This window comes from Paenibacillus xylanexedens (assembly GCF_017874615.1).
GTDB lineage: Bacteria > Bacillota > Bacilli > Paenibacillales > Paenibacillaceae > Paenibacillus > Paenibacillus xylanexedens.
Genome location: NZ_JAGIKV010000017.1, coordinates 127,775 through 153,248, shown reverse-complemented (window position 1 = coordinate 153,248; position 25,474 = coordinate 127,775). Strand labels below are relative to the sequence as shown.

The 25,474-nt window shown below is 46.8% G+C and carries 18 protein-coding genes; 9 read left to right on the top strand and 9 right to left on the bottom strand.

All coding sequences use genetic code 11. The annotated features are described in order from the left end of the window. Window positions 1-325: 325 nt before the first annotated feature. Together J2Z28_RS21135 and J2Z28_RS21130 are read right to left on the bottom strand one after the other, a co-directional pair. On the bottom strand, window positions 326-2,914 hold the full coding sequence (locus tag J2Z28_RS21135; protein ID WP_211084163.1) for a glycine betaine ABC transporter substrate-binding protein: 2,589 nt from the start codon (window positions 2,912-2,914) through the stop codon (window positions 326-328). Then, complete coding sequence (locus J2Z28_RS21130) at window positions 2,880-4,109, bottom strand: quaternary amine ABC transporter ATP-binding protein (protein WP_211084162.1); 1,230 nt, start codon at window positions 4,107-4,109, stop codon at window positions 2,880-2,882. The genes J2Z28_RS21135 and J2Z28_RS21130 overlap by 35 nt, the downstream gene beginning before the upstream one ends. A 501-nt stretch (window positions 4,110-4,610) precedes the next feature. On the opposite strand from J2Z28_RS21130, the gene J2Z28_RS21125 reads away from it, so the two are divergent. After that, window positions 4,611-5,186: a GbsR/MarR family transcriptional regulator gene (locus J2Z28_RS21125; RefSeq protein ID WP_036611216.1), complete on the top strand. Its 576-nt coding sequence runs from the start codon at window positions 4,611-4,613 to the stop codon at window positions 5,184-5,186. 126 nt (window positions 5,187-5,312) lie between these two features. Here the strand turns inward: J2Z28_RS21125 and J2Z28_RS21120 are convergent, their stop codons facing one another. Beyond that, the gene (locus J2Z28_RS21120; RefSeq protein ID WP_211084161.1) at window positions 5,313-6,938 is read right to left on the bottom strand and encodes a helix-turn-helix domain-containing protein; all 1,626 of its coding nucleotides are present in this window, start codon (window positions 6,936-6,938) and stop codon (window positions 5,313-5,315) included. 187 nt (window positions 6,939-7,125) lie between these two features. Beyond that, a complete protein-coding gene (locus J2Z28_RS21115; RefSeq protein ID WP_211084160.1) occupies window positions 7,126-8,412 on the bottom strand; it encodes a DUF5050 domain-containing protein in 1,287 nt (428 codons plus the stop codon). A gap of 278 nt (window positions 8,413-8,690) precedes the next feature. Between J2Z28_RS21115 and J2Z28_RS21110 the strand changes: the two genes are divergently transcribed. Further along, a complete protein-coding gene (locus tag J2Z28_RS21110) occupies window positions 8,691-9,677 on the top strand; it encodes a Gfo/Idh/MocA family protein (protein ID WP_211084174.1) in 987 nt (328 codons plus the stop codon). A gap of 3 nt (window positions 9,678-9,680) precedes the next feature. Here the strand turns inward: J2Z28_RS21110 and J2Z28_RS21105 are convergent, their stop codons facing one another. After that, entirely contained in the window at window positions 9,681-10,475 is a 795-nt protein-coding gene (locus J2Z28_RS21105) for a MurR/RpiR family transcriptional regulator (protein ID WP_244988442.1), read from the bottom strand. Window positions 10,476-10,994: 519 nt separating this feature from the next. Between J2Z28_RS21105 and J2Z28_RS21100 the strand changes: the two genes are divergently transcribed. Then, window positions 10,995-12,830 carry an HSP90 family protein gene (locus J2Z28_RS21100; RefSeq protein WP_211084158.1) on the top strand — a complete coding sequence of 612 codons (1,836 nt, stop codon included), beginning with the start codon at window positions 10,995-10,997 and terminating at the stop codon, window positions 12,828-12,830. Next, entirely contained in the window at window positions 12,830-13,879 is a 1,050-nt protein-coding gene (locus J2Z28_RS21095; protein ID WP_036611202.1) for a hypothetical protein, read from the top strand. Before J2Z28_RS21100 ends, J2Z28_RS21095 begins: the two co-directional genes overlap by 1 nt. A 155-nt stretch (window positions 13,880-14,034) precedes the next feature. Here J2Z28_RS21095 and J2Z28_RS21090 read toward each other — a convergent pair whose 3' ends face one another. The 4 genes from J2Z28_RS21090 to J2Z28_RS21075 all read right to left on the bottom strand — a co-directional run bounded on the left by J2Z28_RS21090 (window position 14,035) and on the right by J2Z28_RS21075 (window position 19,091). After that, the gene (locus J2Z28_RS21090; protein ID WP_211084157.1) at window positions 14,035-16,242 is read right to left on the bottom strand and encodes a serine hydrolase domain-containing protein; all 2,208 of its coding nucleotides are present in this window, start codon (window positions 16,240-16,242) and stop codon (window positions 14,035-14,037) included. Between the two features lie 50 nt (window positions 16,243-16,292). Next, window positions 16,293-17,063, bottom strand: coding sequence for a DUF3169 family protein (locus J2Z28_RS21085; RefSeq protein WP_211084156.1), 771 nt, complete (start codon window positions 17,061-17,063; stop codon window positions 16,293-16,295). Window position 17,064: 1 nt separating this feature from the next. Then, on the bottom strand, window positions 17,065-17,274 hold the full coding sequence (locus tag J2Z28_RS21080) for a helix-turn-helix transcriptional regulator (RefSeq protein ID WP_017690042.1): 210 nt from the start codon (window positions 17,272-17,274) through the stop codon (window positions 17,065-17,067). Window positions 17,275-17,597: 323 nt separating this feature from the next. Further along, window positions 17,598-19,091 (bottom strand): serine hydrolase, encoded by a 1,494-nt coding sequence (locus J2Z28_RS21075; protein WP_211084155.1) that lies wholly within the window; start codon window positions 19,089-19,091, stop codon window positions 17,598-17,600. 247 nt (window positions 19,092-19,338) lie between these two features. Here J2Z28_RS21075 and J2Z28_RS21070 point away from each other — a divergent pair, with 247 nt between their 5' ends. The 5 genes from J2Z28_RS21070 to J2Z28_RS21050 all read left to right on the top strand — a co-directional run bounded on the left by J2Z28_RS21070 (window position 19,339) and on the right by J2Z28_RS21050 (window position 25,441). Further along, on the top strand, window positions 19,339-20,538 hold the full coding sequence (locus tag J2Z28_RS21070) for an outer membrane lipoprotein-sorting protein (protein WP_211084154.1): 1,200 nt from the start codon (window positions 19,339-19,341) through the stop codon (window positions 20,536-20,538). A 394-nt stretch (window positions 20,539-20,932) separates the two neighbouring features. Then, window positions 20,933-22,120 carry an alanine racemase gene (alr, locus tag J2Z28_RS21065; protein WP_211084153.1) on the top strand — a complete coding sequence of 396 codons (1,188 nt, stop codon included), beginning with the start codon at window positions 20,933-20,935 and terminating at the stop codon, window positions 22,118-22,120. Between the two features lie 260 nt (window positions 22,121-22,380). Then, window positions 22,381-22,662 (top strand): CopG family ribbon-helix-helix protein, encoded by a 282-nt coding sequence (locus J2Z28_RS21060; RefSeq protein ID WP_017690037.1) that lies wholly within the window; start codon window positions 22,381-22,383, stop codon window positions 22,660-22,662. A 3-nt stretch (window positions 22,663-22,665) separates the two neighbouring features. Further along, window positions 22,666-23,016 carry a type II toxin-antitoxin system PemK/MazF family toxin gene (locus tag J2Z28_RS21055; protein ID WP_024630714.1) on the top strand — a complete coding sequence of 117 codons (351 nt, stop codon included), beginning with the start codon at window positions 22,666-22,668 and terminating at the stop codon, window positions 23,014-23,016. Window positions 23,017-23,251: 235 nt separating this feature from the next. Further along, entirely contained in the window at window positions 23,252-25,441 is a 2,190-nt protein-coding gene (locus J2Z28_RS21050; RefSeq protein WP_211084152.1) for an alpha-galactosidase, read from the top strand. Window positions 25,442-25,474 lie beyond the last annotated feature (33 nt).

Genomic DNA, 25,474 nt, shown 5'->3' with positions numbered 1-25,474 from the left:
TGTAGCTCTGAAATGGTGGTTCTTACTTTCCATTTTAACCTACGATGTGCAGCAATATGGAGGGCTATTTTTGCGGTTACGTTCATCATAGCTAGCGCTTGGACTTGCTCTGCTCCAACCGTGTGTGTGAGTAGCTGACTCCTGATCCTATCCAGAGCGAAGCTTTTCATTAAAAGGGAGAAAATCCACTTTAACGGCACTTCAGGTACATTCAGGCTTTCATTAGGCTAGAAGGCATTCCCAAGTAAAAGTTACACGCAAAAAGACCACCGAAAAATTTCGGTGGTCTTTTTACCAAATTCAGGTTTATACAACTCAATCTGGTTTAATTATCTTTTAAGTCTGCAATGGAGTTGATGTCCATGTAGGCTGGTACAACCAGACCTGTTTTGGCACCGTCCATATTCGGACCCAGATCATCGATCTGATCCTTGTATTTGTTGTAATAATCTGCAGAAGTAAGTGGCAACCATGCGGCTGGTGTAGCATCTACATCACCGTTGGCGATCCCGGTCCACATAGGACCGATTTCAACTTGAAGGGAAGTTACATTGTAACCGAGTTTTTCCTTCAGAACATACTCCAGCAAGTTGGTACTTGCAATCTCGGAGTCCCAAGCTACATAACTTAGTTTGATGGGTTCACCATTCACCGGGGTCAGACCTTTGGTCCACTCAGCTACTTGGTCACTATGCTTTTCGGCATAAGCTGCAGCAGCTTGTTGAGCATCTTCTCCATTTTGTATGGCTATCATGATTTCACCCATATCTTCAGTTGTCCAGGAGAAGCGATCAAGGAATTCATAAGCGACAGGTTTGTCTTCCTTTAACCCTTTGCGGGCAATGGTATGAATCTGTTCAGCTTCACCGTAGACGCCTTCCGGGTCCTCCAAGTATTTCAGATCGTATGCGTTGAACATCCAATGTGGTGTCCAACCGGTAACGATAATCGGTTCCTTATTCTTAACAGCTTTATCCAGCGTAGCCGTCATTGCGGCTCCTGAACCTTCAACCAGTTTCCAGTCAGACAAACCGTATTTCTCAATGGCACTTGCTGTGGATTTCATAATTCCGGCACCTGGATCAATACCGATAATTTGATGATTCACTTCATTTCCCACATTGGCATTCGCCGATGGAGTGGAAGAAGCGGCACCTGTCTCCAGATCTGCAATCGAGTTTACTTCAGTCATGTACTTAGGAACCACGAGGCCTGTACGTACACCTGTCATATTAGCCCCCAGATCGTCCACCTGGTCTTTGTAACGTTCCCAGTAGTCTGCGTGTGTCAATGGCAGCCAAGCTGCTGGAGAGGCATCTACGTCGCCTGAGGCAACACCCGTCCACATTGGTCCGGCTTCGACTTGCAGAGCGTTAACTTTATAACCCAATTTGTTTTCCATCACATATTTCAGTAAGTTCGTACTTGCGATTTCGGAATCCCAAGCCACATAGCTGAGTTTGAATGCATCACCGTTCACTGGAGTCAGACCTTTGGTCCACTCAGCAATCTGATCGGCATGTTTCTCAGCATAAGCTTTAGCTGCTTCTTCTGCGGATGTGCCATCTTGGATAGCAGTCATCATTTCACCCATTTCATCCGATGTCCATTGGAAACGGGACAGGAATTCAAACGCAACAGGGTGATCTTTTTTCAGACCTTTACGTGCGATGGTATGAATTTCTTCAGCATCACCGAAAGATTTCTCTGGATCTTCCAGATATTTCAGATCATATTTGTTGAACATCCAGTGTGGAGTCCAACCTGTAATAATGATTGGGTCTTCATTTTTGATGGCTTTGTCCAGCGTGGCCGTCATGGCTGCACCAGAGCCTTCAATCAGAGTCCAGTCAGTCAGTTTATAGTCTTCGATCGCTTTTGCAGCAGACTTCATGATACCAGCCCCTGGATCGATACCAATAATCTGATAATTCACTTCTTGACCTACAGCATTGGCTGCTGAATTGTTGCCACCAGCCGAAGTTGTGCCACCAACGAAGTATTGTGAGAAACCAGCTACAAGCACAAGGAATGTTGCCGCAGCAGTGATCCATGCTTTTTGCTTGGCTGTAATGCGTGAGGTCTTTTTGCGACCTGGCATAAATACATTTTGTGTAAAACGGTCCAGAACAATCGCGAGTACAACAACGGCCAGACCGGCTTCGAAACCTTTACCGATTTGAAGCTGTGTTACGGCACGATAGACTTCCGCACCAATACCTTGAGCACCGATCATGGATGCAATAACAACCATGGACAGTGATAGCATGATGGTCTGGTTAATACCGGACATCACGGTAGGCAAAGCGAGTGGAAGCTGTACTTTGAACAACTTTTGCATGGAAGTTGAGCCGAATGCATCAGCTGCTTCAACCAATTCACTAGATACCTGTCTGATTCCCAGGTGAGTCAGACGAATCGTTGGCGGGATCGCAAATATAACGGACGCGATAACACCTGGAACGACACCTAGACTAAAGAATGTAACTGCAGGCAGCAAGTAGACAAATGCAGGCATCGTCTGCATGAAGTCAAGCAGCGGTGTAATGATACGCGCCGCAGTTTTACTGTATGCGAGCCAGATTCCGACAGGTACACCAAGCAGGATCGAAACCAATCCTGAAGTGATAACCAGGCCGAGTGTGTCCATCGATTGGGACCAGTATCCCAAGTTATCTACGAGCAAGAACCCGATAACCGTAAATAGTGTCAGTGGGAGTCGTCCTACGAGGAACGCAAGAACACCCAATATGGCAATGAACAGGAGTGGATGGGGCAGCATGAACAGCCCGGAGAAGAATCCAACTACTGCCTGAATAACAATAGAGATTACATTAAACAATCCGGAGAGCGAGGAGCTCATCCAGTCAACGATGGATTCAATCCATGATGCTAGTGGTATTTTGGGAATCATTCTCAAGTTCCTCCTTTACTGCAACTTCACCGCTAAGTGCACCCAGCAGGGCACCGCGGACGATAACACCTTGCAGACGGCCATTCTCACCAACAACAGCGAGCGGCACATGGGCTGAACTTACAATCTCGAACAATTCATGAATCAAGGTCTCAGGCGACACTGTCGGCCCGTCCGTGATCAGAATGTCATTCAATAATTTGTTTTCGCGCATTGCACGGGTTGCATCTTCTGCAGTAATGACACCAAGCAGCTTCTTCGAACGGTCAATGACAAACAGATTAGAGACACCATTTTCGCGCATGAGTTCGAGGGCTACCCGAGGACCGCGGTCAAGTGTGATTGTCTCAGGGCGACGCATGACGTGAGCGGCAGTGAGGACCTTGGACAGATCCACGTCTTCGACGAAGCGGGCCACATATGAGTTGGCCGGTTGAATCATGATTTCTTCCGGTGTACCGATCTGCACAACTGCGCCGTCTTTCATGAGGGCAATACGATCGCCGATGCGCAGCGCTTCGTCCAAGTCATGGGTAATGAAAATAATGGTCTTTTTCATTTTATCCTGAAGCTCGATCAACTCATCTTGCATATCACGGCGAATCAATGGATCAAGTGCACTGAAGGCTTCATCCATCAGTAGTACTTCCGGGTCATTGGCAAGTGCACGCGCCAAGCCGACACGTTGCTGCATCCCGCCACTAAGTTCATCTGGCATTTTGTCTTCCCAGCCTTTAAGGCCAACCAGCTCAAGTGAGGTTTTCGCCTTCTCCCGGCGTACTTCCTTATCTACTTTTTGTATTTCCAATCCATACTCCACATTATCAAGAACGGTACGGTGCGGGAACAACGCAAACTTTTGGAAGACCATGCTAATTGTTTTCCGGCGCACTTCGCGCAATTGTTCTTTGTTCATCTTGCGTAGATCCTTACCATGGACCAGAATTTCTCCGGATGTTGGTTCAATCAGACGATTGAACATCCGAACCAGTGTGGATTTACCACTCCCGGACAGTCCCATAATAACGAAAATCTCGCCTTCCTTAATGTCCATGTTGACCCGGTTGACACCAACCGTTATCTGTTTTTCTTTGGCCAACTTTTCTTTACCCCAACCTTGCTCCAGTAATTGCAGACCTTGCTCGGTTTGGGGTCCAAACAATTTACTTACGTTTTTCACTTCAAGTATGGTCATGTTTTCACCCCTTCTGATGTGTTGTGCACTTCGAACGGCTTTCAGCATCCATAAGCCCATACACTTATGCGCCCAGCCACGAAATCCGGTAATTGTTGCTTCGCTTCCCGTCTTTCTGGGTAACGTTTTTAAGTCTAACAATACTTAACCAGTATATCAACCGAATAAACAGTACATAATGTTTGTACAGTAAAAACTGTACAAAGTTTTTCGTCCAAATACTCCGTCATTCTCCTTATTCTGGCTAATAAGGCAGCTTTACATTTGACATTGCTTTTCCTACAATAGAAAATGAGCTGAATTGAAGCTGAATTTTTTGGTTAAAAGATAGTCATAGGCAATTGTAGCCTGGTAAAGTTCCCATTTTCATACATTGGGTGAATGAAAGCCCTCTGGCATATATGATGTCCGGCCGAGTGCTTTCCCATGTAAGCAGGACTTTTAAAGTGTTGCAATGATTTCGCCAAAGACTGTGGAATGTTCAGAATGGAGGTTGCAAGCATGGGCTTGGACCATTTACAAGAGGAACAGCAGGCAACCGTGCTGAAGATTCGTAAGCGCGTCATTGAAGCCATTGGACGTAATATGGATCTTTACGGCGTTACGCTGTCGACGGGACACTTATATGGATTGCTATTTTTTGCAGACAAACCAATGACCCTTGACGATATGGGACGGGAAATGGAAATGAGCAAAACGAGTATGAGTACAGGTGTACGAACACTGCTGGATTTGAAAATGGTAAATAAAGTGTGGAGCAAGGGCTCCAGAAAAGACCTATATGAAGTGGAATATGACTGGCATCAGACGTTTACGGATTATTTTGCAATTAAATGGAGAAAAGCCGTGGAGAGTAACCTTCAGATTCTACGCAAATCAATTGAAGAACTGAATCGGTTAGTCGAAGGTCTGGATGAGCAGGCAGACGCTGAACTTATCCACATTCTGATGGAAGACAAACACAAAGTTTTGCAAGCGGAAGCATATTACAAATGGTTGGATCGGTTGATTGATACCATGGAAAATGAAGAGATATACAAGCTGGTTCCGAAGGAAGAGATCAAGGAACATTCATAATTACATGCAAAGGGCCCTTTCCGTTATAGGAGAGGGCCCTTTGGCCTGTGCAATATCTTACTGAAATATAATGAAGGAACAAAATTAAAAGATAATCTTGCCCATCGTATCGACCTATGTTCACATCTAATGTCCGATCAGACCCGCCTGAGGAAAGACTACAGACTGCTGAGCAATCTGTTCCAGTTCGTTCAGAATCTGCAACCGGCCACTTGGGGTCCAGCATAACCGTTGCCAGTTCGAAATATCGTGAACGTTACCATACAATACAGCAGGGGATCGATTCCATGATGCCGTTTGTTTCATGCGTCGGAACACCTTTTCACTGACAGGCTGGAGCGAAGCACGATGGATCAACAGGTAATCCGTGTCCAGCACGGGAATACTATCCGCTACATACTCATTTCTGGAACTTTCGGGAGATACAAGCTGAGCAGGCTGGAGTCCCAATTCAGCATACAACAAGTGATTTAATGGATGCTCGCCAGTCCCTTGTAAGCGAATGAACTGATTCGTAACCTCCATCAGAGCCAACCGTTTTTGTCCGAAATAGGGTTGCAGGTTCAGGCTTGCTTCAAGCTTGCGAAATTCAAGTTCTTTGAAATTCAGCAACGCTTGCTTCTCACGTCCGACTAGTTCGGCTATGCGAATATGGTTCTCTTTCCAGTCATCAGTGGACTCCAAGATGATGGTGGGTGCAATACTTTTCAGGCGATCATAGTAGGGCTTGTGGTAAAAGTCACCGATGATCAAGTCTGGCTTCGCCTGCCGAAGTTGATCGAATTGTCTGGTTAATCGGCGTTCTTGTTCATATTCATCCGATTCTCGGTCAAGAACTCCCTCCAGTACAGCTACAGGGCGCAGTCCAAGCGAGGCGAGATTCTCATGGAATCCCATAATGGATGCCGTAGCTACGCGAAGTTGATCTCTTTTCATATATACGCTGGGAGCAATCCCCAAGGTTTGTTTGAATTTGCGGCTAAAATAATACTCATTGCCATACCCGACAGATACCGCGACGTCTTTGAGGATACAGGATTCCTCTGTCAGCTGTTTTTTGGCTTCGTTTATACGTAAACGATTCAGGTAATCGGTCGGTGACATGCCTTTGGCCTTCTTGAAACTGCGTGAATAAGAGCTGGGGGTGAGTCCAGCAATCTTGGCAAGCTGATCCATGCTGATTCCTTCACTCATGTAACGTCTCATATACATAATACTGCGTTCCAAGGCAGGGTCCACTTTCTCATGATTGGCTTCCAGCCTGTTCTCCGAGAGAAACTGTAGCAGTTCATGCAGCTGGCTATGTATGCTGATAAAGTGATCCGGTTGAAGACCGCGATAGGTTTCATACAGTTGTTCCAAACGTAATACAGCCTGCTGCTCATGACGAACCAGCAACCTGCCTGTCTCCCAATCCAGCGGGAAGGCGGGTGATGAAGTCATTTTCCATTCACCGCGCACTTGCTGCAAACAAACCGTATCCATGCTTAGCAATATACATTCGGTCACATTCGAGCGTGCAGCAGCCTCGATGGTTGTTCCTGGATTCAGTACAAACAAGCTGCCCGCTTGAGCCGTATAGGCTGTATCATTCAGGACCAGAACACCGTCTCCTTGCAAAATAAGACAGAGCATGGGCCGTGACACCGTCTTGCCTTGCACACGGAAATTCTCCCCACGACGCACACGGCACATGGAGGAGAGGAGCGGTAGAGATGAGGTTTCAGCAATGAAGGGAAACTGTTCAGTCATACGGACCATCCTTTTGTCTTATTTTTCTTAATGATAACAATTATCATTCTCATATGGAAGATGTTTTTGAAAAATAGTTTTCGTCAACCAAAAAAGGACTACCAAGAGCCGTTATGGCTATAAGGTAATCCTTTTTGTTATGGACAAGTCCGTTGAATGGGCTATACGCCTGCATCAACATGATATGTTAGTACGGTGTCACCAATAGAATATTGTCGAGGAAAACGTCACTCATTACTTTTTTCCCTGTTCCACCCGTTTGCACGTGATACAAGCGATATTGATCTTTGGCATTGATGTAGAAGAGGCCCGCAACATCATCTCTGATATGGAATGTATCCCATTCGTCCCCGGTAAGTTTCGTTACCTTAAGAGCTGTATTGACCGAATAGAGTCCGTTGTTGCCCGAGATGTACGCTGCCGTAGATGTACCATTGGTCAATTGATTCGCCACATACGTTACATTTGTCAGGTTCAGGTTGGCAGACTTGGTCACTTTGTTGCCCGAGACCGTTTTGGCATAAGCCTTTTTGTCTGCATCAATAAGGACAACCTTGTCTGTGCCTAAGGCACTTACTTCACGAACGCTTTTGTTATGAAGCTGAAGTGTTTTGGCTGAAGTTGTTAACGCAAACGCTTTGCCTTTGGCATAATTGTAATCCTTATTGCTGTCGAGAACGATTCCTTTGTTATACACGTAAAGATTGTTTCCCCAACCACCGGAATATACAGCATTCACATCCAGTTTGGCTTTGGGATTAACAGCGGTCGCTTTACCAGTGGTGTAATTCACCTTATACATGACAACAGCATTGGTGGAGTAAAACTCCTCGTAGGGGTCTGTATTTACCATCAGTTGCAGTTCGTTTTTGGCTTGATTCGTAAAATAACGTCCTTCCACTGCGCCTGCGGCAATCCGCTGCACAGCTCCAGCACCGTTGGACGTTTTGGACACGATCCACGTGTTTCCATTAACCAACGCATTATAGTAGGCACGCCCTTTGGTTACCAGGAGGAATGGGAAGTCGGTATCTGCTTTATCAGCAATCTTGGTGACAGCTGAAGCGTCACTATTGCCATTCGCGCGATAAATGGTACCTGTAGCATCCAGATAATAGATGAATCCGTTATCCGTATAATAGCTGAGTACATCTGTAGCAAATGTCTCTGCCGCATCGCTGGACCCGTCATTCGGAACCCGAAGCAAGGTTGTGGAAGAAGCAGTCTGCGTGTAGTAGAGATAAGAGCCTGCCGCGTGCAAGTCCACACCTTGGAAATCAATTAATACTTCTGTTGTATTGCTTCCATCCGCGGATACTTTGTACAAAACTCCGTCGGACTCATAATACACTGTGGATTGGCCAAGTGAAGCTGCCTGGGCCGCGGTTCCACCTCCCAATGTCACTGCTGCAATGAGTGTAAATAACAGCAATGTACAGATAGTGCGTTGTACGTATGTATACCTTGTTTTCATTCGTTCATCGTCCCCTTCGTTCTTCTATATGTATGTCGTTAATTCCTTATGTTATATCGGTAAACTATGGAAGATATGTTAGATCTCAAACATGAAAAAAAGAAGAGAATGAAATTGAATTTCATAGTCATTCAAACCTGAAATCGAATTGCGCATGATGCTGCCAATCCCGTCCCAAAGCATTCTCCGCCTGACTTGATCGTGATAACATTACACTCAACCAGAGCAGCGAAGAGAGCCAACTGACAAACAACCAACGACAGGAGCGAAACGATATGATGAATATAGCAACGATTGGTACAGGGTCCATTGTGGATGCCATTTTATCCGCGATAAATGAACTGGAAGATGTCACTTGTACAGCGATGTATTCCCGGAAGAGAGAGACAGCACAGGAACTTGCGAGTAAATATGGGGTAAGTACCATCTATACGGACCTGGAGTCCCTATTTTCAGATGCAAATGTAGATCTCATATATATTGCTTCACCAAACAGCATGCATTACGAACAGGCCTATCAGGCACTTCAACATGGCAAACATGTCGTCTGCGAAAAACCGTTCACGTCCACGCTTCAGGAAGCAGAGACGTTGATTGCACTTGCAAAAGAAAAGAATCTGTTGTTGTTTGAAGCCATCTCCAACATTCATCTGCCCAATATTAAAGTCATACAGGAGCAACTACCAAAGCTTGGCCAGATCAAACTCATCCAGTGTAATTACAGTCAATACTCGCGCAAATACAATGATCTGCTTGCAGGGGAAACGCCGAACGTATTCAATCCACATTTCTCTGGTGGCGCGCTGATGGATATCAATATTTATAATCTGCATCTGGTCATGAATCTGTTTGGCAGTCCGAATACCGTATCGTACACCGCGAACAAGCATGCAAACGGCATTGATACATCAGGTGTTGTGGTTCTTAAGTATCCGGAGTTTATTGCGGAATGTGTAGGTGCCAAAGACACAAACAGCATGAACTTTGTGCTCATTCAGGGCGAGAAAGGTTATCTTCAGGTTGTGGGAGGAGCAAACGGTTGCCAGGAGATCAAGCTTCAGATCGGGAATGAGCCTGCTGAAGAGTATAATGCGCAGACCAAATCCAATTGGCTGTACTATGAGTGGGAAGCGTTCAGGGACATCCATGCAAATGGGGATCACAAACGGTGTTACGAACTGCTCGAACACAGCCATTCTGTAATGAGTGTACTCATGAGTGCGCGTAAGGATGCCGGGATTGTATTTGCAGCGGATCAACGGTAATCGTTAATACGTGTCGCTAATGCTTCCCATGTATAACATGTCGAAAATGTAGAGTACAGAGACCATCGCAGACATTTTGGACAGTCGTAATTGTTCATTGTATCCATAAGCCAGCAGCGTTTCATCACAATGTCTAGAGAGGGTTGAATGGTTGTTGCCCGTGACCGCGATGACTTTCATCTGTTTGTTGCTGAGCACTTTGGCGGCTTCAATCATGGATTGGTTCTCACCTGTGTGTGAGATAACAAAAGACAGCGTCAGGCTATTGGGATTCATCGTGTTCAAATAATGCATGTTCGGACTATTGTGAGCAATCGCAGATATGCCGAGTTCATTCCACTTGGCACAAGCCTGTTGAGCCAGATAATAATTCATATCACTGCCATAGACATCAATGCGTACGGATTCTTTGACCCAGTTCGCGATTCGTAGCAAAACAGGAGCATTTAACATCCGGCGCGTATCATCTAGCGCCTGCTGATACAGGTAAGGAACCGAGTCGATGGCAGCCAGCACGTTGCCTTGTTCTGCAATTGCATGATCCTGCGTTTGCATCACGGAAGGTATCTGTTGATATTCAAGAGCAAGCTTGAGCTGAAAGTCTGGGTACCCCTTGGTACCCAGCTTTTTGCATAGGCGAACAATGGTGGATGAGCTTGTATAGGTCTGCTGAGCCAGTTCATGGGCTGTAGAATCAAATACAACTTCGGGGTTGCTCAGGATATAGTCCACAATATGTTTCTCCTGTGCCGTTAATTGTGAAGCATATTTTAATTTTTGAAGTAGTTTGGATTCCATACAGTTGTTCCATTCCTCTCTATAATCATCCCATAGCATATATCTCCACATCATAACCTGCGTATATTTATTTCTCAATCTGCACAGCCCGACTATTCCATAGGGTGACGAAACGAAGAAGAACTAAACTTCAAATGCATGACGAAAAAAGATGTATTTCTCCGTCAATAGTCCCGAATGTTGGGTGCACAATTACCCTGAAGTCTGTCTGAAATCGGGTCTCAGGTTTGTTTTCACTATGGCTTGTAACATGTATCCTTATTTTAGGGTAGAACATCCGTTTCATTGCTATTCATAACGTGGTAATGAAAGATAAGGCCTTGCGTCTCATGAATGCCTGAAATATGCATATAACGCCGGTCTTGGTTATCCAGGGCCGGCTTGACGTGATGTTGTGGCGTGCCCGTCACGGGGAACGTCTGTTTCTAACGATTACATAATGAATTCGTCTAACACATCCATATGAATACATCGTATGGGTACATATTGTGTTTGGACGTAGAGGAAGGTGAGTGAGTCATGACAGCATCCAATGAATATCGTTTTCAAGTGAACCTGAGCGGGATGATCCAGATTTTATCCAACCATCTATATAGCAGTCCGAAAGTGTTCTTGCGCGAACTGATGCAGAATGCGACCGATGCGATTACCGCACGAACGGAGGCGGAGCCAGGGTATCAGGGTGAAGTGCGTGTTGAACTAACGGGAGCAGGTGAGCAACTCACCATGATGGTGGAGGACAACGGCATCGGCTTGACCGAAGCTGACATCCATGAATTCCTGGCGATGATTGGACAATCCTCGAAGAGGGGGCAGCAAGCGCTGCTGGATGGAGAGACTTCGTTTATCGGGCGTTTCGGGATTGGGTTGTTATCCTGTTTCATGGTCAGTCACGAAATTGTCATGCTGACGCAATCCGCGAAGGGCGGCCCTTCGATGGAGTGGCGGGGCAAGCCGGATGGCACCTATACGATTCGACAATTAGACACACAGCTGTCCCCGGGGACCAAAGTATATCTGCGTTGCACTCCGGACGCGGCGCACTACTTTGAACCAGATTATGTGAAAGAAGCTCTGTTCTATTACGGAGCGTTATTGCCGTATCCGGTCACGCTGCATCATGACGGCGTGCAACATGTGGTGAATAGCGAGACACCGATCTGGCTGATGGACCCTGCACTAGCACGTTCACGCAGAGCGGAGGTATTGGCTTTTGGTGAACGTCTGCTTGGCGAGCAATTCCAGGACTTCATTCCGTTGACAACGGCTTCAGGCCGTACCGGGGGTATTGCTTTTGTACTGCCACACGCGGTTAATCTGAATGCCAAGCGTTCTCACCGGGTTTACCTGAAACGAATGTTGATTTCGGAGAAGGCTGAGAACATTTTGCCAGAGTGGGCGTTCTTCGTGAAATGTCTGATCTGGACAGATGAGCTTCAACCGACAGCATCACGGGAACATTTCTATGAAAATGAAAAGCTGGAGGAAGTTCGCTCCGAACTCGGAGACGCACTTCGCAAGGGATTGGCCGACATGGCTGAGAGCCAGACGGAACGGCTACAGAAGCTGATTCGCCTGCATGCTCTGTCCATGAAGGCACTAGCTGTGCAGGATCAAGCATTCTACGCGATGATTCATCGCTGGTTGCCATTTGAGAGTACGAGGGGGCACCGTGAACTGGGTGAGCTAATTGATGAAGGAGAGACATTGTATTTCACGTCCTCTGTTGATGAGTACCGTCAGATTCATCATGTGGCATCCGCACAATCGATGCTTGTGATTAACGGTGGTTACATCTATGACAGCGAGTTGATGGCGACACTGCCGATGACCGTGCACAACGTACACACGGAGCGGCTACAGCCGGATCAGGTCTCGATGAGTTTCACCGATGTGCCACCCGCTGAGCGTAATCAGTATTATGATGCCTTGCGACTGGCCGATTCTGCCTTACAGCGCTTCCGTTGTCGGGCTGAGGTGAAAGGTTTTAAGCCATCGGATCTGCCGGTGTTGTTCACGCTGTCTCAGGAATCCTCAACACTTCGTGCGCTTGAAAAAGCAAGCGAGGAGAGCACGGAATTGTTCTCTTCTGTTCTGGGTTCATTGTCTTCTAACATGAGTTCAGCAGGGTACTCAACCTTGTATTTGAACGTGAGTAATCCGATCATACAGCGGGTACTGACATCACCGGATGATCAGATGACACCGATTGCCATCGAGATGTTATACGTCAATGCACTGATGATGGGGCATTATGCCATGAGCAAGCAGGAGCTTGAGGTGTTAAATCAGGGCATTGTTCGTTTTATAGATTGGGGTTTGCGTGCAAATACAGACCGTAAGGGGGATGCCTGATGAAGACAGAGATGGATTTTGAAGAACTGATGGACGAGGCCTATGGCTTGCCGAATGGTCCGGCGAAGCTTGGTATGCTGGAGGAAGCGGCAAGAGTTGCCGATGTGAACGGCATGGAGGAAGAGGCATACGAAGCCAGATCGGAGATTGTGGAGACAGCAACATTCTGCGGTTATCCGATGAAAGCACTGATTGCTTTTTCCTGGCAGCTGGGCAAGTTCGACCAACAGCCCGAAGAATATGATGAAGAAACGTTAATGTGGTCGTACAAATGGATATTGGGCAAGATGCCCGACTTCCCGGAAATATCACGCGAGAAGATCCTGGAGCTGTTGGAGGATTTCGGACGGCGTTTCAAGTCCTACGGTTACAGCGAACGCTCCTACTGGTATTATCGGTTCCGGATCTTTATGGATTTTGGGGAGCTGGAGGAAGCGGGACGCAGTTATGATCGATTCAGAACGATGGATCGTGACTTTATGAGTGACTGCGAAGCCTGTGAGCAGGATGAGATTATGCGATATTTCTTGTTAAAAGGAGACGATGAGAAGGTGTTGGAGGCGGCACAGCCTATCCTGAAAGGGCGTATGAGCTGTGCGGAGATTCCGCATCTGACTTTGTCTGAAATTTTGATGCCGCTATATCGGTTGGGACGGACTGCGGAAGCAGATAAACATCAGACCAAGGGATATCGCCTGATTAAAGGCCAGAACGATTTTGTGCAGAGTTTTGCGGAGCAGATGGATTATCTCACACGTACGAATCCGGCAAAAGGCATTGATGTGCTGGAGGAAACACTGGTGTTCGCTGCTGATCATGAAGATCCTTACGCCAAAATGTTGTTTTATGCCAGAGCAGCATCGTTGCTTCGCCGCTGGGTGGAAGAATCTCCAGAATACCGATTGCGTCTGCCAGCATCCTTCCCGTATGAAGGTGATCCAGGCGACCTGCTCAAGCTGGCCGATTACTTTGCGGAGCATGCTCAGACCGCTGCAGCCAAGTTTGATCAGCGCAACGGGAACCACCATGTATCTTCGTTGATCGAATAGAGACGGATATAACTCAGTAACAGATCGCTATAATAATAAGTTATGAAAAGTAACGAAACAGGCTTGTTCAAGAAGGATATTACCCTTCTGAACAAGCCTGTTTTTTCTTGCATCATAAGCATGATAATTCTAATCGATATGAAGATATTTTATTTTTATTGTGCTGATGTTGCAGAAGGGACCGTTACTGGTACAGGAACCGGCGCAGTTTCAGATGTCTCATCTGCAGGCTCAGCTCCTTCGGCAGGTTCTGCTTGTGGTTGTTGAGATGCCATCAGTTCAGCGACGATTTGATCTGTTGGTTGGGTAAGCAGCGCATACATGATCGCAGCCTCTTCCTGACGAATCAGAGGTTTGCGGGAAAGGAAATCAACAGAACCATCCTCCATTACCTTCACCTCGGGTCCATGGATACCAAGCTTCGCCATCATCTGAATGGCTGGTACAGCCCAAGCATCTGTGTGCCCCGCAAGTTTCACATCATTGAACAGTTCGCTAGGATATTGTAGTTGCATAATTCTCCACATCATGACCATGGCTTCCTGTCGGATAATCACTTGATCCGGCTTAAACTGCTGTTCGTCCGTGCCAGTTATCATACCCAATTCATATCCGAGTTGAATATATCCGGCTGCTGCATGATCTGCCCAGTCGGTGCCAACTGGAGGCGTAGTTTTGCTGGGCTTCAATCCACTCAGTTTAAGCGTGTTCTCAATAAATTCAGCTCGTGTCACAGCTGTTTTTGGTTGGAAAGACTTGTTAGCATCATTCTCATAATATCCAAGAGATTGTATGGCATAGATGGCTTCAGCATAAGGACTGTTCTCACGAACATCCCGGAAGCCCATAGGCTTTTGACCTTTTTTCTCATAACCCATAGGGTTGAGGTAAGGTTCTTTCATGTATGTGGTGCCATCTGCATATTCTTTGAATGCTGTGAATTGACCAGTCAATTCATCTTTGAAGAGATTATCTTCCACCTGAATCAGGTTGCGTTGACCTAGGAATACATCGTTAATGCTCAGTTGTCCTGGCTTATCCCCGCCACCTTTCAGGGAACTTACAATCGTGCTAAGTCGAAGATCGGCGTACAATCCGGTGAAGCGTTGCAGCTCAGCTGCGGATTGCGGCGTGTAATCCTTGAACTGTACAGGCTCTGCATATTGTGGGAAGAAGCTCTGAATGAATGCAGGGTAGAACAGATTACGAAGTGCTCCATTTTGATTATACGTCAGGAAAACGCCTGTATTTTGCTCGGGAATAAGGAAGAGATAAGAGCTGAATCCGGTCAGGTCGCCTCCTTTTGTAATGATACTTGGACTACTTCCTGCTCCGGGAAGCTGGAATGCAGCTTCGAATCCATACGTGGTGTTTGGTAACAGTGGATGAATGGAAGAACGGTACTTTTCCATGCTTTTCACTGTGGATTCCTTGAAAATTCGCTTGTTGTCCTTCACGCCATCATTCAGGAACGCAATCATGAACTTCCCGATGTCCTCAGCGGTAGACAACATGCCACCTTGAGGCATTGGTGTTGGAGAGATGGTGTACAGATCAAGCGGATTGTGTGCCGCATCATAGCCTGTGGCCAGCTGCTTTTGGAACTTTTTGTCCAGCATGAAACTGCTGTTATCCATTCCTAGCGGTTTGAAGATATGTTGTTGCATGTAGGATTCAAAGGGTTCGCCGCTTACATTTTCAACAATCATGCCAAGCAGCAAAAACGAGAAATTATCGTACATATAGGCGCTACCAGGCTCGCGAACGACAGGAGGCATGTGTTGCTGTGCGTAATCCTCCATCGCTATGTACTTATCAAAATCAGTATGGATGTCTTCCTGTTGCGGATCACGGATCTCGAATCCGGTCGTGTGTGTGAGCAGGTTCTCCACAGTTACAGGTTTGTCAAAAGGATTATCAAATTCGAGCCCTTTCACATAGGTCTGAAAGTCAGCTTGCAGATCAACCTTGCCTTGCTCTACCAGCTGCATTACAGCTGCTGACGTGAACGTTTTGGAGACAGAGGCTACACGGAAAGCGGTATTTTTGGGATCGATCGCAGTTTTACTCTCCACATCGGAGAAGCCATATCCTTTTTCCGCCAGAACTTTGCCATCCTTCACAACAACAACGGAGGCTCCCACATAATGGGCTTTTGCCTCAGGTGAATCGAAGAATGAATCCAGAAATGCTGTAGCTGATTCGGTTGTCAGCGCTTTCGTCTTTCCTTGTTCAGCAGCTACTGGAGTTGCGGTCTCCGCCTGAACTGCGGGTACCCACAGACTGAGAGACAGAACCACAGCCATAAAAGCTCCTGTTAGGGAGGTGAACCTGAAACGGGTCTTTCGTTTGGATAAATGCATGCAAACACTCCTTTATGAAAATATTTACAAAATAGTTACCTAACCATGTATTACTGATTACTCGCACGATAGGTTTCACGATAATAGATTCCGATGTTGGCAATCCAGATCACAGAGAGCATTACAATCGGGAATGGAGCAAAGGTAAAGAGCATCGAATATAGAACCATAGAGACCATTCCAACACCAAGAAGTACATTCATCATCTGAAAAGAACGATAGGCTGCGCGATAGACAATCCATTTCTCGCCTTCATCCAGCTTCTCAAAATGATCTTTCTTCATATTGCGCGAGTTCAGATCCAGAGTGCGTTCAGGATAATAACGGTTGTATCGCTTCACAGTCAGAGTTTGCACGACCACAACGATGATAATAGAGATACACGAAGCAACAAAATTCAAGAGGTTGAACAGTTCTGGAGAATTCGGCATGGTTCGGTTGGATGCATACAAGGATAAGGCAAGTGCTGCCCAGGTAAACGTAAGAATAACGCTGAATCCGCTGAGGATCATCGCTTTTCCGAGGGAGCGCTCTGCGGGAGAGATGAGTGAATCGGAATCTCCATAAGCGTCATCTTCCATGGGAGGGACAGATGGCGTGCGGGAGAGACTGAAGATGTTCCACACCGTCATAACTACCACAAGAGCCGCCAGGATTGCGAATAAAAGATCATAGTCATAATACACGGACAGCGTCCAGTTCAAGTCAGAAGGGAGTTTACTGACTCCGCTAGCGCCGAGAAAACCAACTACAGCGCCACCGGCTGCATACAAGGGAAGACGCAACCGCTTTTTAATGGTCGAGGATGATGAATTTTTCATTTTAATCTCCACCTTTCAGTTCAAAGATTTTTTCGACAGGTTCACGAAAGACATGTGCTATTTTTAGTGCCAGAACGACCGACGGAGAGTAATCTCCGCGCTCAATCAGGGCAATGGTTTGACGGGATGCACCAATGAGTTTGGCCAGTTCTGCTTGGGATAGCCGGTCTCTGGCTCGTAACTCCCGAACGTGATTGTGTAATTCTTCCACTTGCTCACCTCCATGAACCTAATGTACATGATATTTTACTAAATGTAAACTATAATATACAAAATGTTAAAGATCATTTACTTCTAAACGTTGATCATGGACATGAAAAAGAGAGCCAGTTGGGCTCCCAAGGATGATTATTTTGTTGTCGGAAAAGTTGCCAGAAAAGTGAAATCAAGATGCATCTGCACACGGTAGATGTTGATTCTGTTCCTCTGCCCTCCGAAGTAACATTCGGAAAAAGACGAGCGCTCCAAGCCCCATCAGGATATACAGACCAGCCATCAACGGAAATGAATCAGGTGTTCACCAGTTCAGATCATTTACGAAACTCTGGTAAATTCAATAGGCTTTGTACCAGGCTCAAGCAACAAAGGAATGGAGATGGATTGAGCAACTTCTGATGATTCATTCAGGGTGAACGTAAATGTAATCTTTAGCCCGAATGTGACCAGTTCGACGGAAAACGTATCTTTCCTGGTGTATTCCATGGGCATTTCGATGGCGTTAAAGGTTGCTTGCAACCCGTCCGTTGTCTCTTGAATCGACATCTCGCCATAACCAGGATGCGTGTAAATACCCGCATAAGCGGTGTAAGGGCGATCACAAGGTATGATGTTAGGTTCTTCAATTTTTTCCTCAACGGCAGTGTCTGGCTGAATAGGTACTTCCAGAGGATTCTCCGGATTAGCCTCCGTTTCTGCTGATTCTTTCCCCATTAATTTGCTCAATTTGGAACTCCAATTGACGGGCTCCAATCCAAGCAGTCGGTCCATGATATGAAAAGCAACCGTATACGGAATTATACTTCCGTTGGTATTACTCAGAACCACGATTCCAATCTGATCCTCTGGCAAAAAGGCAACTTGTGATGCAAAGCCATCAATAGCCCCACCATGATGAATCATGGCATGTCCACGATAAGTCTCAATCATCCAACCCAGACCATACGTACTCATAGGCAGTTCTTGGCTTATGAACGGCGAATCACTGGGCATCTGAGGACTATGCATAATCTTCATCTGTTCCTTAGATATCAATGACGTTCCTTCCCATTGACCTTGATGCAACTGGAATTGAAGCCATGCAATCATATCGGCTAGATTGCTGTTAATGGAACCAGCAGGTCCTATGGCATCAATGGCTCGAAAAGGTATTCTCGTATTCTGACCATCCTTCTCCATATAAGGGTAAGCATAGTCAGGCTGAAGTTGCATTTCTTCAACAGAGAACAGACTTGAGTTCATACCCAGCGGATTAAATAGGGTCTTCTGAACCATCTGCTCCCACGAAGTTTCATTGAGCTGTCCAACCAGATAACCTGCCGTCATGTACATCAGGTTCTGATACTGCCATTTGTTTCGGAAATCCTGATTTGGTTCCAGATACTGTAATGTACGAACAAGTTCTTCTCTTGTACGTGGGGAGTTGTACCATACCAACTCATGCCTTGGAAGACCGGAACGATGACAGAGCATGTCGCGAATAGTTATACGTTCTGTTGCGACCGAATCGAACATCTGAAAATCTTTCATATACGACTTCACAGGGGTATCCCAGTCGAGTATCCCCTGATCCACAAGCAGAGCAGCGGTTGCTGCGGTAAAGGCTTTGGTACTTGAACCGATGGCAAACAACGTATTAGGGGTAACTTCAAGTTTGGACTCCATGTCACGATAACCGTAGCCCTTTTGCCAGATGACTTCATCCTTATGGATCACAGCCACCGCTGTGCCGACACCATTCCATAATTGAAGCTGCTCGTCGATGAATTCATCCAGTCCTTCCAGTGATGTACGAAGCTTAGTTGTCGTCATACCTTCCCCTCCCAATATTCAATAAACGAATAATTTCCTACAATCCACTATGCCTTTTCTGGATAAAGTTAACATCCTCCCCGAGACTGATTTTGCGTAGCAATGCCGTATTAACGGACTTCGCCGATTGCTTGTCAAACTAGTCCGCATATATCGAACAAGTCCCTCATAACATGTACTAATCAAGTAGGGGTTCTGCTGCAAGCACAATCCTGAAGTGAAAACATGTGCTAAAGGGGATGATGTCATGCGCCGAATATCATGGATGCTTGCCATGGTATTGGTCTTATCGGTCTTGCTTGCCGCCTGCGGGAAGAAGGATGCGGCAGCTGTGGTCAAAGATCTGAACGAAGTCGTAGGAGAGATGGAAAGTTACCAGGGGGCAGGCGTGATGACGCTGCATACCGGAGATACGCCGCAGCAGTACAAGGTCGAGGTATGGCATCAGAAGCCTTCCTATTATCGTATTGCGTTAACGAATGCCAAAAAGGATGTAACACAGATTGTACTGCGTAACGATGAAGGCGTGTTTGTTTTGACACCGAGCCAGAACAAAAGCTTCCGTTTTCAGAGCAATTGGCCAGATAATCAGGGACAGGTATACCTCTATGAAACATTGATTCGGAGCATTACGGGGGATACAACCCGCCAGTTTGCGGATGAGAAGGAGAGCTATGTTTTTGATGTAGCTGCCAATTATAATACTCACGCACTTGTCAGACAGAAAATCTGGCTGAACAAAAGTGATTACGCACCTAAACAGGTGGAGGTATCCGACTCCAATGCCAATGTGGTTGTGGATGTGAAGTTTGACTCCTTCAAATTCGGGACTGAATTTGAGAAAGATGCCTTTGACATGCAACGTAACATGACAGCAGCTACAAAAGAGGGTGGCCAAACAGGAACGGATTCTGGTGTAACTCCTGTGGAACAAACCGGTAATGAGGGCGGTAAAGAACCTGCCAATCCTCAGACTGCGCCTGAACCTGACGGAGCTGTCACTGATGGACAGACAGGTGTAGGTGGGGACACAGAGCAGCAAGGTACAGAAGGTGCTGCAACAGGTCAGGAAGGCGAAGAGCCAACACTCGCAGAACCGGAAGGCTCAGACAGCTTCGGCGTAATTCAGCCGACCTATGCGCCAGAAGGTGTGCAGCTCAAGGATGATCAGATTCTGGAAGAGGCGGGAGACTATTCGGTTATGCTTCGTTATGAAGGAATGTATAATTACACGATATTCGAAGCCAGACCGCAGGATCGAGCTGTGTCGCTTGCTCCATCCAGTGTAGTGGATCTTGGATTCACACTGGGAATGATCAGCGGAGATGCATTGAAAACACTGACATGGATGACAGATGGTATAGAGTATCGGATCACCAGTGCAGATCTGCCTCAGAACGAAATGGTACGTATTGCAACATCAATGCAAGAAGAGTCAGGCAAATGATTTTTGAACAAATGAACGAATAGTAGCATAAACATAAGGAATGCTAAGAAGCATCGGAGACCTGTTCTCCGGTGCTTTGCTTTGATGTAAGAAAGGTGTTCATTTAGCGCTGTTTTTCTTACCCGATACACCCAATAATGCAAAATGCGCTTCTACGCAGAGGGAACCGGGTAAATAATCGATATAAGCAGATTTTGCTGGGGTGGAAAGTGGAATTTTGCCCTGCCAATCTCGCTTATCGGTCTTCTTCTATGTTCGCATTTGTTCCTCAAACGGCGCACCTTACATCTGTTTTTGAATGCGAAACTTCGGTTCATTTGACAGTCACATGCTGGAGCATTACGATGGAGTCTGACGTGACCCGGATTAAGATGATTAGAGAAGGTGACTTAACGTGCAAGGACAATATCGGCCGACCCAAGCGGAGATCAATTTGGATCATTTGTGTACTAACGTAGAAGCTTTCCGCGAGGCATTGCCTCAGGGCATGAAATTCCTCGCCTGTGTGAAGGCCAATGCCTATGGACACGGAGCGGTGGAGACGGCTAGAGAACTGGAACGAGTGGGTGTGGATTACTTAAGTGTGGCTTTTCTTGACGAAGCTCTGGAACTGCGACAACATGGGATTACGATTCCAATCCTGGTACTGGGATATACGCCGCCTGAAGGGATCGCTGTTGCATGGCAACATGATGTGACCGTCACACTGTTCAGCAGGGAAGTGCTTGACGCCATTCGACATCTGGATGCGAGCACATTCGCTAACCAACTGAAGGTTCATATTAAAATGGACAGCGGCATGGGCCGATTAGGTCTGTTGCCTAGCGATGAGGCATTGGCTTTCATTCAGGAAGTAGCTTCGCTTAATCAGGTGATGCTGGAAGGCATGTTTACCCATTTTGCCAGAGCAGATGAAGAAGACAAAACCTATACACTGGAGCAGTATAGACGGTTCCAAAGCGTGGTTCATGCGCTCAGGGATCAGGGGTGTGTCATCCCGATTATACATACGGCGAACAGCGCCGCTGCCATTGATACACCGGAATTGTCCTATGATATGGTACGTGTGGGAATAAGCCTGTACGGACTGTATCCTTCGGCTGAGGTGAATCATCAGGTGGTGAAGCTGTCCCCAGTATTGACGCTGAAGACAAAAGCGGTTCTGGTCAAAACACTGCCACCCCATTGGGGGATCAGTTACGGAACCCGTTATTTTACGCAAGGTTACGAACGAATAGCGACACTGCCGCTCGGATATGCAGACGGATTCTCCAGAATGCTGACAGGTAAAGCACAAGTGCTTGTACGCGGCCGTCGCGTCCCTGTTGTCGGTACGATCTGCATGGATCAGTGTATGGTGTCGTTACAATCTTTCGCGGAAGAGGCGGAAGAAATTCAAGTCGGCGAAGAGGTTGTCCTCATCGGTCATCAGTCTGGTGGCGTAATAACCGCAGACGAGGTGGCATCCCAGCTCGGTACGATTGCTTATGAGGTGATCTGCATGATGGCGCACCGCATTCCACGGGTATATACCCGTGGGGGAGCAGTAGTCGCCAGAATCAATCCACTTTTGACATCCTGACAGGTAAACTGGACGTCATTCCCAATAAACTTTTTTTCAGAACAGAAGGAAAACTGTCGGAGCATCTCGAATTATGTATGACAGTAAGGATTTAATTCCTGAATTGAGATGTTTGGTCTGTACGAATATTGTTCCCCGTGTTTATAATGGAGTACAGCATACTTGATATACTCGGGGCATATATATTCCTTTGTATAAAAGTTCTGGGAAAACGTAATACTGGTTCACAATGGCGAAAGGTTTGTGGGGGTGGAAGAAAGGTGGCCAACTTGCAGAACACCAAGCGGATCATGATCAGTTTACCTGATTATCTTTTGCAGGAAGTGGATGGCATCGTAGCGCTGGAGAATTCCAACCGCAGCGAATTGATTAGGCAGGCTATGAAGCTGTATTTAACGGAGCGTAAGAAACGTTACATCCGTGAAACGATGCAGCGAGGGTACATGGAGATGGCGAAAATTAATCTGACCATGGCATCCGAAGCCTTTCATGCGGAGGAAGATGCGGACAGCACTCTGGACCGCTTAGTTAGCGGGGTGTAGACATTGATCGTAAAACGTGGTGACGTTTTTTTTGCGGATCTTTCTCCCGTTGTCGGTTCCGAGCAAGGTGGAGTCAGGCCGGTTCTGGTGATCCAGAATGATATCGGCAACCGGTTCAGTCCAACTTGTATTGTGGCGGCTATCACCGCCCAAATCCAGAAGGCAAAGCTGCCAACGCATGTTGAAATTGATGCGGCGGCACACGGCTTTGACCGGGACTCGGTTATTTTGCTCGAACAAATACGGACGATTGATAAACAGAGGCTGACTGACAAGATTACCCATCTGGACGAGGAGACCATGAAATTGGTCAATGAAGCCTTACAGATCAGCCTTGGTTTAATCGATTTTTAAGGCAGCAACCAGCGTCTTGTACGCTGCCCTGCCGTCCGTTGGCAATGGATGTTCCTGTAAGGGAACACACTGAATTCAGATTGTAACCAAAAGAGCGTATGACATCCTTCGGGCTGTTATGCGCTCTTTTGATTAAAGCTTGATGAAAGCGTAGAACATTGGCGATCTTTTCGCTATAATGAAACCTGAGAAACCGTTTACCCGAAAGACCTATATATAGAGTTGGAGGAGACATATGAGCATTTACATCAATCAAGAGAAACTTCAGTTTCATTTACAGACCCGCGAGGCCAGTTACGTATTTCAGGTACTGCCTTCAGGATATTTGGTGCATTTGTATTATGGCAAAAAATTACGCGACACCGATCTGAGCTGGTTGCATGTTCGTACAGAACGAGCATCTTTCAGTCCGAACCCGGTACCAGAGGACCGTACAATTTCATTTGATACATTGGCAGTGGAACTACCCGTGTATGGCACAAGTGATTTCCGTAATCCGGCTATCCAACTGGAACTTGAGAATGGCTCGACGGTTTCGGAGTTTACGTATACAGGTCATCGATTGATCAAAGGAAAGGCAGCGCTTACCGGACTGCCAGCAACGTATGTTGAATCCGATGAAGAAGCAGAGACGCTGGTTATTGAGTTGGAAGACCGCGTTGCAGGCATCAAAATCGAGCTTTCTTATACAGCCTTTACGGCATTTAATGCAATTACACGCTCCATGCGTATCGTTAATGAGAGCGCTACCTCAGTGAATGTGGCGCGTGCGCTCAGTTCTTCTGTTGATTTCCCGCATGCGGATTATGAATTGTTGCAATTGTCAGGTGCATGGACACGGGAACGTGATATCGTTCGCAGACCGCTTGCGTCAGGCCTGCAAGGGATTGAGAGTCGTCGCGGTTCAAGCAGTCACCAGCAGAATCCATTTATTGCGCTGATGACACCAGGCACGGATGAAGACCAAGGTGAAGTTTACGGATTCAGTCTCGTCTATAGCGGTAGCTTCACCGCACAGGCTGAAGTGGATCAGTTCCACACCACCCGTGTATCGCTCGGGATCAACCCGTTTGAGTTCAGCTGGAAGTTGGAGCCACAGGAAGCATTCCAGACACCTGAGACGGTTATGGTATATTCGGCTGCAGGTTTGGACGGCATGTCACAGTCCTACCACGAATTGTATCGGGAGCGTCTGGCACGCGGCAAATTCCGCAATGCGGAGCGTCCGGTGTTGGTCAATAACTGGGAAGCGACTTACTTTGGTTTCGATGCAGACAAGATTGAACAGATCGCTCGCGCTGGACAGAAGCTGGGTATTGAGCTGTTTGTCTTGGATGATGGCTGGTTTGGACACCGGGACAGTGACAACTCCTCGCTGGGCGACTGGATTGTAGATAAGAACAAATTGCCACAGGGACTGGATGATCTGGCTAACCGAGTAACAGGTCTGGATATGCAGTTCGGATTGTGGTTTGAGCCTGAGATGATCTCACCAGACAGTGAGCTCTACCGAGCGCATCCAGACTGGTGTCTGCATGTGCCTGATCGTCGCCGGACAGAAGGGCGTCAACAACTGGTACTCGACTTCTCTCGTCAGGATGTACGTGATGAGATTGTGCGCATGTTAACAGACGTACTTGGTTCTGCACCAATCACTTATGTGAAATGGGACATGAACCGCAATATGACGGAAGTGGGTTCTGCATTGCTTCCGGCAGATAGACAGCGTGAGACAGCGCATCGTTACATGCTCGGACTGTATGATGTTATGGAACGAATCACTTCGGCGTTCCCGAACATTCTGTTCGAGAGTTGTTCAGGTGGTGGTGGCCGCTTCGATCCAGGTATGCTGTATTACATGCCACAGACGTGGACAAGTGATAACACGGATGCAATATCCCGCTTGCGGATTCAATACGGTACGAGTCTTGTGTACCCGGTAAGTTCGATGGGATCGCATATCTCAGCGGTACCGAATCATCAGGTCAACCGGATCACTTCGCTTGAGATTCGGGGACATGTTGCGATGTCGGGCAACTTCGGGTACGAGCTGGACCTGACAAAATTCACGGAGGAAGAGAACGACATCGTGAAAGCCCAGGTTGAGCTGTACAAGGAGATTCGTGGAACGGTTCAATATGGAACATTCCGTCGTTTGCTCAGTCCGTTTGAAGGCAATGAGACAGCGTGGATGTTTATTGCACCAGATGGAAGCGAAGCGGTTGTATTTTACTTCCGCGTGCTCTCTGAGCCTAATGCGCCACTTCAGCGCCTGAAGCTGAAAGGATTGGACCCTAATGCGGATTACCGTCTGAAAGGCGGATCGGAGACCTTTACCGGCGATGCCTTAATGTATGGCGGTATTTCGGTAGGCAGCACATCAGGAGACTATCTGAGCGAACTGTTCCGCTTTGAACGCGTATAGATTACAAATGGATATAAAGTTCTAAACGGAAAG

Bases quoted from the DNA above. Each gene is read 5' to 3' on its own strand.
- J2Z28_RS21075 (WP_211084155.1), bottom strand. From the start codon at position 19,091: ATGACGACAACTAAGCTTCGTACATCACTGGAAGGACTGGATGAATTC.
- J2Z28_RS21125 (WP_036611216.1), top strand. From the start codon at position 4,611: ATGGGCTTGGACCATTTACAAGAGGAACAGCAGGCAACCGTGCTGAAG.
- J2Z28_RS21130 (WP_211084162.1), bottom strand. From the start codon at position 4,109: ATGACCATACTTGAAGTGAAAAACGTAAGTAAATTGTTTGGACCCCAA.
- J2Z28_RS21115 (WP_211084160.1), bottom strand. From the start codon at position 8,412: ATGAAAACAAGGTATACATACGTACAACGCACTATCTGTACATTGCTG.
- J2Z28_RS21135 (WP_211084163.1), bottom strand. From the start codon at position 2,914: ATGATTCCCAAAATACCACTAGCATCATGGATTGAATCCATCGTTGAC.
- J2Z28_RS21105 (WP_244988442.1), bottom strand. From the start codon at position 10,475: ATGGAATCCAAACTACTTCAAAAATTAAAATATGCTTCACAATTAACG.
- J2Z28_RS21100 (WP_211084158.1), top strand. From the start codon at position 10,995: ATGACAGCATCCAATGAATATCGTTTTCAAGTGAACCTGAGCGGGATG.
- J2Z28_RS21120 (WP_211084161.1), bottom strand. From the start codon at position 6,938: ATGACTGAACAGTTTCCCTTCATTGCTGAAACCTCATCTCTACCGCTC.
- J2Z28_RS21070 (WP_211084154.1), top strand. From the start codon at position 19,339: ATGCGCCGAATATCATGGATGCTTGCCATGGTATTGGTCTTATCGGTC.
- J2Z28_RS21050 (WP_211084152.1), top strand. From the start codon at position 23,252: ATGAGCATTTACATCAATCAAGAGAAACTTCAGTTTCATTTACAGACC.
- J2Z28_RS21110 (WP_211084174.1), top strand. From the start codon at position 8,691: ATGAATATAGCAACGATTGGTACAGGGTCCATTGTGGATGCCATTTTA.
- J2Z28_RS21095 (WP_036611202.1), top strand. From the start codon at position 12,830: ATGAAGACAGAGATGGATTTTGAAGAACTGATGGACGAGGCCTATGGC.
- J2Z28_RS21090 (WP_211084157.1), bottom strand. From the start codon at position 16,242: ATGCATTTATCCAAACGAAAGACCCGTTTCAGGTTCACCTCCCTAACA.
- J2Z28_RS21085 (WP_211084156.1), bottom strand. From the start codon at position 17,063: ATGAAAAATTCATCATCCTCGACCATTAAAAAGCGGTTGCGTCTTCCC.